The following is a 16,822-nucleotide window of genomic DNA, read 5'->3' on the forward strand; positions in this document are numbered from 1 at the left end:
TCTTTTGCTGGTCTGCCAAAGTTTTTACAATATCTATCTGCTAATAAATCATTAACAAAGCTAAGATCTATGGCGGAATCTATTTGTTTTAGTATGTGATTATCCGGAATCATTTGGTATAATGCGGTATAGAAGCTGTTTTGTCTAAAGACGTTTTTAACTAACATAAAAAGCATACCTCCTTTAGTTAAATTTGTTTTCGCTAACCAAATTATACCACAGGAGGGTATGCTTTTTGTGCTTTAAATGGACTTTTTCAGTGATCTCGAACCGTCCCGTTGACACTTTTATTAAGCCAATAGAGTCGGATCAGACATCGCACGATCAAAGTATACTTTTAATTTTCCACTTAATTTATAGCCCAGCTTTTGATAAACATTTAAGAATTGTACATCCCATCCAACAGTCTTTTCTGAATCACTCCAGCGCCAATAATCTCTATCGCGGAAATATGGTTCCATCCAATCATTAAGAGCACCCCAATGTAATAATTTAGAGCCAATATATTTTTCAAATGTATCTTTATACCTTAGCTCTGCGGTTTTAACAACCAGTTCGATATATTGCTCATCCGTATCCAAATTACATGGCAATGAATGATTATTATTAAAATAAGCATTTATGATTCGGTCTAGCTGAGCATTACGAATAGTTTCATCTTTAATAGACTGAGCGATGGAAAGAATAAGCCAAGCGTTGCAGGTTTGTTCACAATCCTTAACTTTTTCAAGCGCATTTATTTGTTCATCATTTGATATTTCCGCTTCATTGCATAGCGTCGCTATACGCTCAATTAACTCAATACATAGTTCCCATGCTTTTGCTTTGTCAGCTTCAGGAGTGTTTGCCTGCAGGATACGAGCATGAAATGCTGCTTCTGATAAGAGATACGCACTTTGCTTTAGTTGCATGCTCGTTTCAATTGAGTCAAGCACCGCATTTATATCTAAATTTTTACTTTTGCAATTCCTCCACACCCATTCTGCACCTAAGTCATGCATCCATTCCCATTTTGATTTTAAAAGCAACTCATGCAAGCCTTGGTCATAGTCGTATAAGGCTATATACTCAATCAAGATTGATAGCATAAGCGGCGATTTAATAGTTTCCAGAGTATGCAGAAATTCTTCAGGGTTGAGTAGCCAGAGCAACTTATAAAGGCACCACCAATATCCCTCTTCCTTGTAGTACACATGGCCTGGATTGTCAACCCAGTGTGAAATCGGTCCAGGCTCCGCATTTCCATTCATGATTGCCCAATAGGCAAATTGCTCACTATGTATTGATTTTTGTCCATGTTTTTGCCGTTCTTCCACATCTTCGACAAGTAACAATATTGTTTCCACATAACGAGGAATTGCATTAGGTATAGATTGTAGAATTTCTTTTGCTTCACATGTACCTTGGTAAGTGTGATATAGTGCCTCGCCTAATGCTATTATTGCGGTTTCAGAGTTTGAATTCCAATGCTGAAATAGCATGGGAATAATCGTTGGTAATACTCCTGGAAGCACAGTAAAACTCTTTGCATTACTACCGTCTTCAAAATAATTTAATTTTACACCGCTATGAACAGCATCTTCAATTTTGCTTTCCCCAGTCAGCAATTGAGGTAGGACACATTTCTTTTCCGGCTCTGTTTCTTCACGGTTTCTTGCTGGACTATATAGCGTCTCAATCTGAACTTGCTCTATTTCAGAAAGCTTGTTTTGGTATGCTGGATTCGTCAAATTCTGCAGGTACTCTGCCACTTCTAAACATACCTCAGACTCAAGCGGAGCTATAACATACGGAAAGTATTGTCCGGCAGAATTAAGTGAATTACTTAGTAAAAAACCATCAATATGCCCATCATCAAAATAGCGAATTAGATACCGGTCATGAAACGCCGGATTATTTCCACGTAATACATTTTGAACTGTCAAATTAGGATGCAGGAGATTTCTGTTCTGGTTAATAAAAATTTTGCATTGTTCTTTTACATCAGTATTTTTTTCGCTTGTGTCTGGATCTGTTGAGGCAAGGGCTGTTATCACATTGAACTCCACGCTGGCCGACGATATACGCCCTAAGAGTTTGGAAGCAGATTTTACCGAAAAGAAAGGGTCTGCCAGAACAGCCTTTTTAATTCCTTTTTCTTCAATGTATTCACGAACCTTTTGGAAACTATCAATCTCTCCTTTTCGATCTGCGGTTTTAGGAACGAACGCCCCTTTTGTTTTTGCCTTTTTATATGATATACATAATTTTTTCCCATCTTGTGTCGCTTTACGCCATGGGACCGGTTGCTCACTGGTCACATTTATCACATCATATCTGGAAGCAACTGTGATCCTTTCGATTTTTTGAATATCATCCTTATGTTTGGATGCATTTTGCTGCAATGTTTGAGTCCATGGATCATGAATTACTTTATGATTTGTTGTTGCCATATCAATATGAATTTCTATCATAAAAGCAGATTCGGAAGCGTAAACCAATACACCGCTTTCTTTTTCCCAGACCTTAATTTTGTAATGTGTCATGGGTTCATCTGCAGAAAAAGCAAGTTCATCAGAATCTGGAGAAAAGGCTTTTACTTCGTTACTAACCCAACGCCCCTCATTTTCTGCTGCACAATTCACAATGAGTTCTTCTGGGATAGCGTACTTTTTCCGAAGAATAATTGTTGTGTAATTATTTCCCTTAACATCAAACGCGTTCATGTATTTGCCTGGCGTATAATATTCGAAATTTCCTAGTCTCTCACCTTCTTGAGAAAAATCAATACCACACTCCTTTTTTAAAACTTCAAAGAGTCGTTGAATATTGTGCCTCAAGTCTCGCCCATTGCATGGAAGAAATGACTGTTCGATTTCATTCATTAGAACAGCCTTATCTAAATTCCAATACTCATCCACAATATGAAATTTTGACACAGGCTTATTGCTTTCCCATTCCAATCCTGATGTGTCTGAAAAAACAGATGGCCGAGATTCTAAGTTAAGAGTCAACATTTCTTTGCCAATATTGAGAGAGGATTTGGTATTTAAAATATTCAAAAGACTATCTTTATCTGTCTGATTTAATATAGCTGTATATTGCAGTATAGAAGGTTTGTTATCAAGTTCTTTTCTCTTCCAAGCATGGGGTGGTTGTTCTGTAGGGGCGCAAAAGCCAAATAGTAAAGCAGGATTCTCTAACCCTAGTAAAAGTAACTTGACAAAGTATTGCATATTTTTCTCCTTTTTTTTACTTCAAATGATCTATCATAACAATCGCATTATAACCATAACTTAAGACAGGCTAGTTTCCTATTATTACTATAATCCATTCTGATTTAACTTCCAATTAGTCGACTAAACCCAGGGAATCTCACCCTGAGCTTCTTCGACTTGCTTTTTATTGGGTATAATATCAGACATAATTGTTTTAAAAAAAATCGAGGTATTTTAGGAAAAAAGGTTAGGGTAGAGTTTGAATAATACCTAGTGTAATGGAAATTTCTCATTTGATAATATTTCTAGTTTATCTCTTACTTTTTTTAGCTTGCTGTCTCTAATTTCAACAATAAAATCATTTCTATCTTCATCAGGTTGTTTTACGGGAAATCTGTAACTTGTTGTCACACCTCTGCAACAGGTAGACTAATTGCGGTTTCCTCCGGCTCAAATTGCTCAAAAGCCAATTATTTTGCCCCTCCTTAATATTGTTTTGCCTTCTACTTAATAAAGCCAATATTCTCAAGACCTTATGGGATCTGCTATCCATCTATCCAACTGTTTCGAAATTATTCTTCAAAATAAAATGGCATTTTTTGTATGAATTCTATGTAATATCCTTCCATTCCTGCATGTAACTCCAATTTCCCCCATTTAGCTAAAATATTGTCGGACTTACACCGTCACTGCCTCTTTCAACACAAACCCGGGCATGGGGTCGTGCATTTTCCAGACAATACTAATAGGGGCAGAGCCGTAATGGCTTACATAATCGGCTAAACCGATACACGTGTAGGGTACCGCTGCCTGTCCGTCCTTTTTATAATCCCTCACAAATATAAGTACCTGGTTGCCGTTATTTTGTTGATTAATGTATCTCTGCCCGGTGGTTGATTCCACACTGGTTATGCTCTGTGATTGCCAATGGAACTTTTCTTCATTTATGGCGTAATCCCGATACATAGTCGATGGCGAGTAGTCTTTATCGGATTTATTCAGGGTAACGAAAAACACATCCAACCCCTTATCCGGCAGATATAGTACCCCTTCCCGGAAATGTTTCCGTTCCCTTTCCGTATGCCGACCTAAGGCAACCAGTATCTGGTCCAGGGTATATTTGCAATACAAGTCCAGAGGGCATGCAAAATCTAAATCCAACGGTTTATCCACGAATTCAATCCGTTCATACTGATACTGCAGTAAGCCCATTAACTCGTTGTACAGCAGGTCGTTTTTTATGGCGTTATAGATGGCTTCTTCTATGCTTGAAAAGACATTGTCCAAATCATCCAGCCCTTTGCCGTAAACCGTATAATGGAACATAGTAAGCATGGTTCGTTCAATACTGGATAATTTATCCTCAATATAGCCATAGTTGGATTTGATCCTGGGCAATACGTCCAATAGGAATGTGATCCAGCGGCGGGAATTGGCGCTGGACAAACGCAGAAAAGCGCTGGCTAACATCCGGTTATTCTGATCATCGGCAGAATCTTTATCAACAAGATCTGCCTCTGCTGCCAGCGAGCTTAAAGTGAAATGTCTGGAATATATCTCTTTGGGCTGGACATGGTAGTCTTCGAAAAATTTCTGGGCATCTATCTTTTTATGTATATCAAAGTAATCTTTCAGTTTCAGTTTAATATTGTGCTTGTTGTTAATGGTGTTTTTGATATTCTCCAATATATATTCCTGGGCTTGTTTTTCCATTTGAATCGAGCATCCCCGGGGCAAATGAATGAAACCGTGTTCTATTTCATACTCTACCGTTCTCCGGGTTCGTGCTAAGAGTGCCCTGAACCGTTCCTCAAAATTGAACTTTCTGCTAGCCTGGCCTACAAAATCAAGCACGGTCAGCGCTTCTTTCCCCTCACACAGCCTTAATCCCCGACCCAGCTGCTGAATGAATACGGTTAAACTTTCCGTAGGCCGTAAGAATAGGACTGTATTTATCTCAGGAATGTCTACGCCTTCGTTATAAAGATCAACAACAAAAATGAATTTTATTTCTTTATTAACCAGCCTTTGTTTTACCGTACTGCGCACCGATTCTTCTGATTCTGCCACCAAGTATTCTGATGCTATACCCGCCTGGTTAAAGCTATCGGCCATATAGCGGGCATGGTCCTTGGAAACGCAAAATCCCAAGCCGATAATATCCGATCTGTCTCCACAATAATTATCGATAGCTTGAATTATGTTGCCAACCCGGCGCTGAGCCTGGGCTGACTCGAAGACATATAAATTGTCCAGTTGTTTTTGATCGTATTTGCCGGCTGTCCATTGTACATTTTTCAGACTTACCGTATCCGTTACACAGAAATAGTGAAACGGGCTCAAGAGTTTGCGTTCTATGGCCTCATTCAGCCGCAGTTCAGCGGAAATGCGTCCATTGAAATAATGGAAAACGTTCTTGCCGTCAGGCCTCTCCGGAGTCGCTGTCAAGCCCAGCAATATACGGGGTTGATAATATGTAAGCAATTCCTCGTAAGAGGGAGCGGCTGCATGATGGAATTCATCAATAATAATAAAATCATAATGATCCGGGTTGGTTATAGAGGTAAGCTCTCTGGAATTGAGTGATTGAATGGATACAAAGAGGTGGTCCAGACTTTCCGGGCTGCTGCCTCCCACCATCAGGGAACCGAAGTTATAGTCCTTCAGTATTGCCCGGAAGCAGTCGCGGCTTTGCTGCAATATTTCTTTCCGGTGGGCCACAAACAGCAAGCGGTTGAGCTTGCCGGGATTCTCCTGCACAAACCTTTTATAATCAAAAGCTGCCACAACCGTTTTCCCGGTACCGGTAGCCGCTGCCACCAGATTTCTATAGGAATTATGAATCTCTCTTTCCGCTTTAAGTTGGTCCAATATTTCTTGTTGAAAATAATAGGGAGTAATATCAAATTTAAATGCAAATTTTTGGTCCTCATCACCGGCATTATATCGCTCCGATTTAAGAGCCCGGCGCAGCTTTTCTCCATCCAATTCCGGGATGAATTTGACAAATTCATGGCTGTTCCAATATGACTCAAAGGTGGCCTGAACTTTCTTTAGTATATCTTTGGAATCGTATTCACTGAGTTTAATATTCCATTCCAATCCGCTGGTCATAGCCGATTCAGATATATTGGAAGACCCTATGTAAGCGCAACTGAATCCGGTATCCCGCCAAAAAACATAGGTTTTGGCATGCAGGCGGGTTCTTTCGGTATCATAGGAAATACGAATTTCCGTATTAGGCAAGCTGGAGAGCTTTTCAATGGCTTTGAAATCGGTAGCACCCATATAGGAGGTGGTAATAACCCGTAAGCTTCCGCCATGGGAGGTGAATTCCTGGAGTTCACTCAAGATCAGCCGCAAGCCGCTCCATTTAATAAATGAGACTAACAGCTCTATCCGGTCACAGGTCCTGATTTCCTTTTTCAATTCTGAAACCATGCTGGGTTCATGAACGGCCCCGGTGAACAGCGAATTTTCGGCAATTGAGGTATCGGGACGAATGAGTGTGGCCTTTTCCGGGTTAAGAGCCATTTTGCTGCCTTTTTTATCAACCAGGGCTAATAATAATTTCGCGTCTTTATGTATGATTTTATTTCTGACCAAATCAGCCAATTGGGGGCTGGCTTTAAAGCCTGATTCACCTTTTTCGATGGTCGCGGCGATATATTCGATTAAATCGTTGCAAAGAGCTATGCGATTATCCAAGGCTCCATTTTCGCCTTCTATATAGTCCAAAACATCTCTTATAACTAATGCCAGGTAAACAGACAAAATCTTGGACGACTCAGCTGAATCAATCAGGCCGGTCTGAACCATGGTCATTTCGTTGCTGATCTGATCCAGGTGCTGCTTCATAATGTTATTTATGACTTGTTCGTACAGTCCGAAAGATAACATAATTTATTACTCCTAATTGTGACAAGTGGGTCTGACCTAATATTTAAATCCAGATATACTTGCAGCGACAAAATTCATTATTTGGATAGGAATTTCCTTTTTTCAGATTAGTATAGCACAAGATAGAAAATACTGGTTACATACTTGATCCAAGAAATGGGGTCGAAATTTCATGATATTGCGGAACGTACAGCCGGTGAGGGCAGGGTATCCTGCCGTGATAATAATCAACATAGCATCAACCTGATTTACCTAAAGCTCAGCCGGTATAACCCAATTCCTAAACTCTTTGAACCTGGCGGCACGCAAATCAAACGAGCCCAGTTCCTGCGTAGTTCCTTTTTTGTAATATCGGAATCAACCGGCACCGGCGTTTTAATATCAATATCAGTTTTTTGCGCATTCCCCGTGACTTGTTGGAATAGTATCCGTAATACCTGACCAGCTGTTCCCCTTTATTGGGAATATGGGTTTACGAGGGGTTCGGGGATTATATACTTCAGCCTTTACAATACGGGCAGGTATCATGTTTAATCACACCTATATAGAACATGGGTTCTATATAGGTTAGCGTAATTTACCATAAATATCAAGAACAGTTTTCAGCTAGCTATGTTAGGTGAGACGAATAGCGACAGACAGAGCGAGCAACGCTATGAAACCGTATACAGCTTTTCCTCCCTCTGTTCCTGCAATGGTAGGTCGTGTGATGAGTTAGATTTCTGGAGAACATTTAGACCCGTCTATTTTAGGGGGTATATTTCTAATTATTAATACAATTATTACATAACATTAATACGTATTTAATGTTCCATCTGTATACTTTTTTTAAATAGTAAATAAATGGAGGTGCTTTTATTATGCAAACAAAAGTACTGTCGTCCAAGAAAGCGTTAGCCGCCCTACTACTAATGGCATTGTCTTTGTGGGCAGTGTGGTCATCGGTTAATAATGCTAACGCAGAATCAACAGGGACAAAGGCAAAGGCGTCCACTACAGCGGTTGCAGCCACCAAAACCCCTAAATACATATTTATGTTCATTGGGGACGGCATGGCAGCAGTTCAGGTGAACTCAGCCCAGATTTATGAGGGAAGCAACAAACACAACAACATCGCTTTAAAAGAACTTAGTTTCCAAGATTTTGAAGCGGCAGGATATCAAACCACCCAAGATGCAACATCCTTTGCCCCCGACTCTGCATCAACGGCTACTTCTTTATCATCTGGATTTAAGACCTGGAGTGGTACCATTGGCTTAAAACCGGTGGGAAACAAATCCGGCAACAAAGCAGAAAATGTCAATAGCTCTGAAGTTCCCCAAACTATTGCCGAAAGACTTAAAAAAGAGAAAGATATGAAGATCGGTATCGTCACAACTGTAACTATCAATCACGCGACGCCTGCAGCATATTATGCCCATATACCTTCAAGAAACGATTATTATGAAATAGCTCTGCAAATGGCAGATTCAGGCTTTGATTATTTTGGCGGCGGCACGATCAATCAACCAACCGGAAAAAATAAAGATCAAAAAGATGCCTATAAGGTTATGGAAGAAAAGGATTATACCATAGCAAGAACCAAGGAAGACATTTTAGCTCTTAACAGCCAATCAGGCAAAGTATATGCAGTGACTCCGGTTACTCAGGATAGCGGCGCTATGCCATATGCCATTGATAACAAACCAGGCGATTTAACTCTGGCTGATTTCGTTAAAAAGGGTATCGACGTACTTGATAATGAAAAAGGGTTTTTTATGATGGTCGAATCAGGAAAAATTGATTGGGCCGGTCATGCAAATGATGCCAAAGCAAATATTGGCGATGTTTTAGCTTTTGATGATGCAATAGAAGTAGCTATTAATTTTGCCAAAGCACACCCCGATGAAACTTTAATTATTGTCACCGGTGACCACGAAACTGGCGGCATGACCATCGGTCAGGCAACCACCGGATATGATACCGCTTTTGATATTTTAGACAGTCAAAAAATATCTTATGTTGCCTTTGATGAGATAATCAATGAAATGAAAACCAAAAATCCTAATTTAAGCTTTGCTGAAGTTATGCCGATTATCACTGAGAATTTTGGTCTTGTTAACAATACAACCGGTGATATCAGCCGCAAAGGTCAACCAAGTTATATGACATTGGAATTATCAGATTGGGAAATGGCTAGACTAGAAACTGCTTTTGCGGAAACCATGTCAGCTAATCCAACGGATAATGAAGAAACCGACCTGTTATATGGTGGTTATAATCCCCTTTCAGTGACCTTGACTCATATTCTCAATAACAAAGCAGGTATAGGCTGGACATCTTATTGGCATACCGGCGTACCGGTACCGGTCTATGCAACAGGTGCCAGGGCAGAGCTATTCAATGGTGCATACGAGAATACAGCAATATACGATAAATTAGTCGAAGCCACAAACCTTAATTAGCGGCTAATTTTTTCAGGAAGCAAGGGGACGATCCTATTGCTTCCTTTTGCCTTTCTTAACTAACAAACTGTCAAAAACCGCCATCTTGGTAAGTTAGACAAAATTGACTGGCGGAGGAGGTAAGGAAAGCCTTCTCAAGCAATGTGCCAACAACTAACAAAACAGCCCCTGGTTGAGAAAAAGGAGTGCAATTTTTGAAAAAATTCTTACTGAATGTGAATAGAAAAGAATTTATTTTTATAACAACTCTTTTAATAATCATCGCTATTGTGGCTACGCTTCCTACCGGGTTTCAGAAGCAAGAATATCGATATACAGAGGGTGTTCGGGCCAAGGTCATTTCCGTCAATAATATGGGGATAAATGGCTCGGGAATTTATAAGCTAGGTGATCAAAGTGCTATCATCGAGATTGAAACCGGTTCTCATAAGGGCGAACAGATTCAAGCGAATAATCTGCTTACCGGAAGATTGTCGGTTGATAAGATTTTCCAGGCAGGAGACAAAGCCTGGGTACTGATTGGATTCGATGAGAATAATAAGATAAACTTTGCCAATATGATAGATCATTATCGGATTGATCAGGAATTGCTTTTAATTGGTCTTTTTGCATTGGTTATAATCCTCTTTTCCGGATTCACAGGAGTACGCACCTTACTTTCCTTTGCTTTTGCCCTGCTCAGTATCTGGAAAATACTCATACCGGCTATGCTCAATGGCTATCATCCCTTATTCGTGGCGCTGATTGTCGGCAATATCCTGACAATTGTTACCCTTCTCTTGGTGGCCGGCTTTTCCAAAAAAGCATATGCTGCCATTATCAGCGCTACCATTTGTTCTTTAGCAACATGCCTGCTGGCAATTGTTTTTGGAAACATATTCAACATCCATGGTGCTGTATTGGAAGGAGCTGAATCACTGTTATATGCAGGATTTTTGAATCTTGATTTAACCTCAATTTTGCAGGCAGGAATATACCTGGCGTGTGCCGGTGCCATCCTTGATTTGGCAATAGACATTTCTTCAGCCCTGGAGGAGCTGGTCAACAACAACCCCCATATTCCCAAGACAGCTCTTATAAAATCAGGACTTAATATTGGAAAATCCGTAGTCGGCACACAAACAACTACTCTCTTGTTTGCTTATCTGGGAAGTTTTATCACGGTTATGATGGTGTATGTGGCTCAGGGAACACCGTTATTGAATATCCTCAATTCCAAGGCAATAGCAGCGGAGATATTACATACCTTTGTCGGCTGTATTGGACTTGTTTTGGTGTCACCTTTGACATCATTTATAAGTGGAGTTATGTTTGCTAGAGAAATACGGAGAGAAACCGGTTAGAGGAGCAAGGGCTTGGTTTGTCCGTTCGCGGAAATAGATCAATATATGATGGGGTTACAATCCCGTTATCTGTGGTGGCAAAGTAACTACCTATTGGTAAAATGCACCACACATAGGCAAATCGTAGTTCGGCCTTTAACCATATTGCCACAGTGTCGGGAGGGGTGATACCTACACTCTCCCTAAACGATGAGGTGCTAAGGGATCGAAGTAATGGGGAAAGCTCAAATGATATGCGGGAAAAGGTTATGGCAACCAGGGATATTCAGAAAAAGCGTTTTTGCTCGTTATAAAATAAGTCTGAACTCGCAAATGCGCCCGTGCGTATGATCGGATTCTTAAGGTTGCCCGGACTATTGCTGATATTGAAGAGAACAGTAATATTAAGCTGCAGCATTTAGCCTAGACCCTTCAATATCGGAGCCTAGACAGAAAGTACTGGAGAAATTAACTGCCAGGGGGACTGCCAGGGAAACCGTCCCCCTGGTTAGCCAGTTAGCAATGTTTAGATTTTATACAGCAGTACTTTTTCTAAAAATGATACCGGCACATAAGTATAATCATTTACAATAACCGGAGGGGCTTCTAGGATATATGGTATCTTATGGTTGGCGATATATATATTATCACCGATTTTCAGTTTTGCGGATGCATTGCCTTTAGTCAGTAGAACACTTCGATCATCACCTTTCCAGGTTACCGTATACCCTAATTTTTCTCCTGTTTGGCGCAGAGGTATCATTACCACTTTATTTTCCCGATCGAAAAATGTCTTAATTTCTAAGCCTTCAATAACTATTTTGCCCTCATCTATTACTGCCAAGCTGTCCTTGAGTTCGGCTAAATTAATTGCAAATTCAGGAATGCCCATTGCCCCAGGTGCTATTTCATATTGGGGAAAAATAATTACAATATCGTTATCTTTTAAATAAAAACCTTGCGAATCGCTAATACTCTTAAAAGCCATATCTCCTTCAAAGAATATTTCTTCTTTATCCTTTGAGCGCATTTCGATCTGTTTGACTATTTCATTATTTATTTTCGTTTTAAAATCTGTTCCTGCCGGAAATAAATCTTTTAATTGTATAGACTTATTAGCTTTTTTATCAATATTGATCGACCCTACAACGGTCATACCATTCGCTCCGCCGGTATATGTATAGTATGTTATGGTCAACGAAAGAAAGTCTTCGTCATTGGTTTTAAGGTCATAATCGATGGAAAGCTGATATGGCCGCACTTCCCAACCATTCTTTTTAGCTTCCCGGGCATATTCCTCTGCTTGCATTTGAATCTCGTCTTTAGCTGTTGTAACCTGTTTTTTTATGTAATCGTTTAATTGTTTCTGAAAATTAACATCGGTTAATCCCGAAATTACCGGATAAGCAATATCGATTTCTAATATACTATTCTTTTTCTGAATTTTCTCCGTGGTTATTAGGACACTCTCCTTAACGGCAACATCGTTCCTGTCAGCATTGGCGGCAATGGCTAAATCCTGCTGTTTAGCAGTTATAGTAGGTTCGGCCAGTGTGGGGGCAGCAAATGCAGTACTGCTGAATAAAAAACAACCCATTATTCCCAATGCAACTGTCTGTTTGATTTTCAAATAAATTACCTCCAATATTTCAGTTTTTCTGTCAGTGACCAGGGGGACGGCAGGCTGGTCTATTCACCCAGCAATGTTAAATTATCGAACAGTTCAGCTACGGTAATTACACCTATGCCGCCTGGTACGGCACTGGCCATTTTGGCTTTTTGTTTGGCTTCTGCGTGGACATCGCCGAACATTTTGCCGTTCTCATCAAAATTTATTCCCGCATCAATTATTACGGTATCTTCCCTGACCATATCAGCCGTGACGAAATTCATCTGGCCCATGGCTGCAACCACTATATCTGCTCTTCTGATTTCGTCTATTAGGTTGCGGGTACGGGTATGACATACGGTGACAGTGGCATTCTCAGCCATAAGCATGAGGGCCAGGGGACTGCCCAGGATACTGCTGCGCCCCAGGATTGTTACCCGGGCACCTTCCAGGGGTACGTTATGGGCCTTAAGCATGCTTATCACCGCTTTAGGAGTGGATGGTCTGACCCCCGCTTCACGATTTATAATCTTGCCCAGATTAAAATTGTGAATCCCTTCCACATCCTTGCGGTAATCCAGGCTGTTAACGACTACGTCATCGCGCATGTGAGCAGGCAGGGGTTTTTGAATCATGATTCCCGTAATTTGCGGGCTCTGATTTAATTTTTTTATTTCCCGGATTAATTCAGCTTCACTGATGGTGGCCGGATAGTTAAAAACCGTAACCGGAATCCCGATATCTTGGCCGAAATTTTTCATGCCATTGATATATGCGCCCGAGGCAGCTTCATCCCCTACTTGTACGACCGCCAGACTAAGCGGTTTGTTTTGGGCAATTCTTTTTACTTTTTCTTTGGTTGCTTCTCTTACTTCCTTGCCATAGATTAACATACCTGTCCTCCAACTCGATTTTTGTTAGTTTTTTCCCTTCCGCGCGGGATTATTTTGCAGTTTTAAGGATAATTTTGGATCAAAGCGTTAGCCATGCTTTTTACATATTAGCAGATAATAAAAACATACAAAGACAATTTGCATTAATTTCTTAGAAAGCGGCCTTTATATGATTTAAGCGGTAATCCGGTTCTAACATCAATATGCTGACGACATCGAAGCGAATCTCTTTATATTTAAAATGACAGTCCGCCAGATAATGCAAGCTGACTTTTTTGATATGTTCAATCTTTTTAGGGGTAACGGCTTCTTCAGCTGATCCATACCTATTGCTACGGCGGGTTTTTACTTCCACAAAAACCAACACCTCTTTTTTTATGCATATTACATCCAGTTCTCCGTAACGGTTTCTGTAGTTGCGGGCTAAAATTTTATAGCCCTCCTTTTCTAAATACCGGACAGCTATTTCTTCGCCTAAACGTCCCAGCTGTTTTTTCATTAGCGGCTCCTTTAACGATACCTTTTATCCAGGCTGTAAATGTAGGCCAGTACCTCGGCAACTACTGCATACAACTGGGGGGGGATCTCCTCATGAAGATCAAGGGCCATCAGGTAGTCAACCAGTTGCGGATCTTCCTGAATCGGCACTCCGCTTTCCTGGGCCAGTTCCTTGATCCGTTCGGCCAGAAGCCCGCGTCCTTTGGCTACAACGACCGGAACCTCATCCTCACCCTCGTGATATCGCAATGCTACCGCCCGATCCAAAATAGGCTTTTTCTCCATAAAACTCTCCTTATACCGTAACATCGATACCTAATCGCAAAGGTTTAGTTATCTCCTGCAACATCGGTTTAAGGCTGTGGACTTCCTCAGGGGAACGACTCATCCTTACCCCTTTATGATTAACCTGGTATCCCAGGGCCTCCAGGCTTTCAACCAACTGCTGGGCGTTTTGATTAAGGTAGTTGCATGTGGCCTGATTTTCCACTACCCCTTGCAGTTCCAGCTGGCCCTTTTTCTGCCACCGGATATGAAAAAGCACTACCCCTAGTTTATTTGTATCTAGCGATACCACCAGGCTAAGATCATCCACATCCCTTAACCTCTGACGGCCGTCTTTGCTTATTTTTAGCTGGCAGAGACCATAACCCTGATCCAAGGGAACCGGAAAAGAGAAATAGAAACTGGATATATTTTCGCTGGAATGTTTGTTGCTTACGTTATACAGTTGTTGACCGGTGATTTCTTTTTCCAAGCTGTTCAGTCGCTGAGTAAATTCCTTTAACTGAGGCAATTTTGCAACGATTTCTTTATTATCGCTTATTTCCTTCAGGAGATTAAAAGCCCTTAAAATATCTTTTTCTCCTAATACTGATGCCTGGATTTTAAGGGCTATTTTATCGGGCGGATCATCAGGATTAATTTCCAGCACGCTGCGTAGAGTATCCAGCAGATTAATGATACTGCGGCTTAGGGGGTTGCGGGGAAACATGACTTCGCTGCCTTCTTCCGGCAGCAGCCCGGCTGCAGTTATCCTTTGGGCACCTTGGATTTCTTCATCTGTACCCGGAATTCCGGATGGTACCGGATTGCCCTCACCCATAGTCATCTGCGCCTGATTCAATGGCACTCTGGGGGTTGATTCACCGGTTTTTGAAGCCGATACAACCTGGGACGTTTTAACACTCGTTTCCGGGCTAACCGACCCCATCGGTTTACTTTGGGTCAGGTTTTCCCGGGTATCATTTTCCGGCTTCTGGATAAAAGTTGGGGTACCGGTTTGAATTTTGGGTTCATGGCTTGAATCTGCCTTGCCTATAACTGTTTGCTCTGTACTGGGATCAGTTTTAATTTGATTATTTGCTGCATTGGCTGATAGGCTCGGATTCTGGACAGTCTGTGACTGTTGCCCCTTTATCGTTCCGCTGGCATTATCTGCGAGGGACTGCGGAGGTGAACCAGGCAGGCCAGCGATTTTGCCCAGCGTGTCTAAGGGGGTTTTAAGAGCGGCTGCTCCACCCTCCCCGGTTTGCTTTGTAGTCCGGGAGAGCGCGTCACTGCCTGCTTCTGCCTGATCTGCTTTTATGACAGCCAAAGACTCCAAGATACTACTTAATATGGGTAACAGTTTTGCCATATCAGTTGACGGGGTTAAAAACTGAGCCAAGGACTGTAAAGCGGTTGATCCGGTGATTCCTCGGCTTAAGGCAAAAGCAGCTATTTCTGCGTTGCGGTCATTCAGGTTGCCTAGTAGGGTTATATTCTTATTAAGTTCGTTTAGATTACCTGGGTTAACCGGGAGATTATATTTAAGCAGTTGACGGGCTAAGCGAATAATATCTTCCCTGGCAGCAATCCCCATATCCAATAAATGTGCGGTTATGTTGGTATTTTCTATTTTGCCTGTCATTTCCGGTGTTACCACTCTTAGATAAGTTTTGCCGTTGCGAACATCATCCACCAGCAAGAGGAGCTGCTGACCAGGCTTTACCATCACTTCGGCAGTGGCTTCAATCAGCTTGCCCTTTACCATAATAGTAACCCGGCCATCTTCGCCCACCTCCTGCACCTGAGCCGACAAGACTTCGCCTTTATTTAAGGGCATTTCTCCGCCCTGGGGAATCTGGATATTTAATACAATTTTATTCGAAGAGACACTGTTGCTGTTTAAATTCATAACTACTCTCCCGCATGGATTTTATAGGTTCAAAACTATGGCGGTGAATAGGACAGGGGCCATATGCCTCCAAGGCCAACAGGTGCTCACGGGTAGCATATCCCTTGTGCCGGGCAAAACCATAATTAGGGTAAAGTAAATCATAGGCCTTCATGATTTGATCCCGTTCAGTTTTGGCGATGATAGAAGCACAGGCGATAGACATACTTAAGGTATCCCCTTTAATTATGGCAAGTTGGTTAATATCTATATCGGGAATTTTTACCGCATCGATTAGCAGGAAATCCGGTTTGGGCAACAAGGCCTTCCCAGCTAAGCGCATCGCTTCACAGGTCGCATTTAAAATGTTATCCCGGTCAATGACGACCGGGGATACTATGCCAATGGCCCAGCTTAAGGCGAACCTTTTAATTTGTGAGGCCAGGCTTTGCCTCTTTTTTTCACTAAGAACCTTGGAATCGTTGACTCCCGGCAAGCAAAACTCCGGCGGCAGAATCACCGCAGCCGCAACTACCGGCCCGGCCAGCGGGCCTCTGCCCACCTCATCTATTCCGGCAATATATGTATAACCCTCCTGGTAAAGCTGATTTTCAAATCTTTTCAGAGACTCTAACCTTTTTAATTCTTCTTTCTCACTTAATCTGGATCTGCCCAACATACCCCCACCTTAAAATAATGAGCTACAACGGTAGACATACGGCATATGAAAAATCGTTAGTTCATTATAACATAAGAATTGCAGGCTTAAGACAAGGTAAGCAGGGAAGTTGGCAGGTACTT

The 16,822-nt window shown here is 41.5% G+C and carries 11 protein-coding genes and 1 pseudogene; 3 read left to right on the forward strand and 9 right to left on the reverse strand.

Going from position 1 to position 16,822, the window contains the following annotated elements; all coding sequences use genetic code 11:
* The 3 genes from AAV90_RS15025 to AAV90_RS13115 form a co-directional block, all read right to left on the reverse strand.
* On the reverse strand, positions 1–167 hold a 167-nt coding region (locus AAV90_RS15025; RefSeq protein ID WP_479725401.1), incomplete at its 3' end, for a transposase.
* A gap of 123 nt (positions 168–290) precedes the next feature.
* The gene (locus AAV90_RS13110; RefSeq protein WP_046499950.1) at positions 291–3,215 is read right to left on the reverse strand and encodes a VPA1262 family protein; all 2,925 of its coding nucleotides are present in this window, start codon (positions 3,213–3,215) and stop codon (positions 291–293) included.
* 660 nt (positions 3,216–3,875) lie between these two features.
* Entirely contained in the window at positions 3,876–7,097 is a 3,222-nt protein-coding gene (locus AAV90_RS13115) for a DEAD/DEAH box helicase (RefSeq protein WP_046499952.1), read from the reverse strand.
* Between the two features lie 860 nt (positions 7,098–7,957).
* On the opposite strand from AAV90_RS13115, the gene AAV90_RS13120 reads away from it, so the two are divergent.
* The 3 genes and pseudogenes from AAV90_RS13120 to AAV90_RS15755 form a co-directional block, all read left to right on the forward strand.
* Positions 7,958–9,541, forward strand: coding sequence for an alkaline phosphatase (locus tag AAV90_RS13120; protein WP_046499953.1), 1,584 nt, complete (start codon positions 7,958–7,960; stop codon positions 9,539–9,541).
* A 194-nt stretch (positions 9,542–9,735) separates the two neighbouring features.
* A complete protein-coding gene (locus AAV90_RS13125; RefSeq protein ID WP_198142865.1) occupies positions 9,736–10,884 on the forward strand; it encodes a YibE/F family protein in 1,149 nt (382 codons plus the stop codon).
* A 316-nt stretch (positions 10,885–11,200) separates the two neighbouring features.
* A pseudogene (locus AAV90_RS15755) lies at positions 11,201–11,290 on the forward strand (magnesium chelatase subunit ChlI family protein); the annotation flags it as partial.
* 99 nt (positions 11,291–11,389) lie between these two features.
* Here AAV90_RS15755 and AAV90_RS13130 read toward each other — a convergent pair.
* The 6 genes from AAV90_RS13130 to AAV90_RS13155 form a co-directional block, all read right to left on the reverse strand.
* Positions 11,390–12,493, reverse strand: coding sequence for a PdaC/SigV domain-containing protein (locus AAV90_RS13130; RefSeq protein ID WP_046499955.1), 1,104 nt, complete (start codon positions 12,491–12,493; stop codon positions 11,390–11,392).
* 59 nt (positions 12,494–12,552) lie between these two features.
* On the reverse strand, positions 12,553–13,365 hold the full coding sequence (locus AAV90_RS13135; protein ID WP_046499957.1) for a bifunctional 5,10-methylenetetrahydrofolate dehydrogenase/5,10-methenyltetrahydrofolate cyclohydrolase: 813 nt from the start codon (positions 13,363–13,365) through the stop codon (positions 12,553–12,555).
* 151 nt (positions 13,366–13,516) lie between these two features.
* Positions 13,517–13,864: a YraN family protein gene (locus tag AAV90_RS13140; protein WP_046499959.1), complete on the reverse strand. Its 348-nt coding sequence runs from the start codon at positions 13,862–13,864 to the stop codon at positions 13,517–13,519.
* Between the two features lie 11 nt (positions 13,865–13,875).
* On the reverse strand, positions 13,876–14,148 hold the full coding sequence (locus tag AAV90_RS13145) for an EscU/YscU/HrcU family type III secretion system export apparatus switch protein (protein ID WP_084691611.1): 273 nt from the start codon (positions 14,146–14,148) through the stop codon (positions 13,876–13,878).
* A gap of 10 nt (positions 14,149–14,158) precedes the next feature.
* Positions 14,159–16,042, reverse strand: a complete 1,884-nt coding sequence (locus AAV90_RS13150) for a flagellar hook-length control protein FliK (protein ID WP_046499962.1) — start codon at positions 16,040–16,042, stop codon at positions 14,159–14,161.
* Positions 16,008–16,697: a ribonuclease HII gene (locus AAV90_RS13155; protein WP_242847578.1), complete on the reverse strand. Its 690-nt coding sequence runs from the start codon at positions 16,695–16,697 to the stop codon at positions 16,008–16,010. Before AAV90_RS13155 ends, AAV90_RS13150 begins: the two co-directional genes overlap by 35 nt.
* Positions 16,698–16,822: the final 125 nt, after the last annotated feature.

It is taken from the genome of Syntrophomonas zehnderi OL-4, assembly GCF_000983115.1.
Lineage (GTDB): Bacteria > Bacillota > Syntrophomonadia > Syntrophomonadales > Syntrophomonadaceae > Syntrophomonas_B > Syntrophomonas_B zehnderi.

What these genes read in the sequence shown, in the direction of transcription:
- AAV90_RS13140 (WP_046499959.1), bottom strand. Translation starts at nt 13,864, where the DNA reads ATGAAAAAACAGCTGGGACGTTTAGGCGAAGAAATAGCTGTCCGGTAT.
- AAV90_RS13145 (WP_084691611.1), bottom strand. Translation starts at nt 14,148, where the DNA reads ATGGAGAAAAAGCCTATTTTGGATCGGGCGGTAGCATTGCGATATCAC.
- AAV90_RS13120 (WP_046499953.1), top strand. Translation starts at nt 7,958, where the DNA reads ATGCAAACAAAAGTACTGTCGTCCAAGAAAGCGTTAGCCGCCCTACTA.
- AAV90_RS13150 (WP_046499962.1), bottom strand. Translation starts at nt 16,042, where the DNA reads ATGAATTTAAACAGCAACAGTGTCTCTTCGAATAAAATTGTATTAAAT.
- AAV90_RS13110 (WP_046499950.1), bottom strand. Translation starts at nt 3,215, where the DNA reads ATGCAATACTTTGTCAAGTTACTTTTACTAGGGTTAGAGAATCCTGCT.
- AAV90_RS13115 (WP_046499952.1), bottom strand. Translation starts at nt 7,097, where the DNA reads ATGTTATCTTTCGGACTGTACGAACAAGTCATAAATAACATTATGAAG.
- AAV90_RS13135 (WP_046499957.1), bottom strand. Translation starts at nt 13,365, where the DNA reads ATGTTAATCTATGGCAAGGAAGTAAGAGAAGCAACCAAAGAAAAAGTA.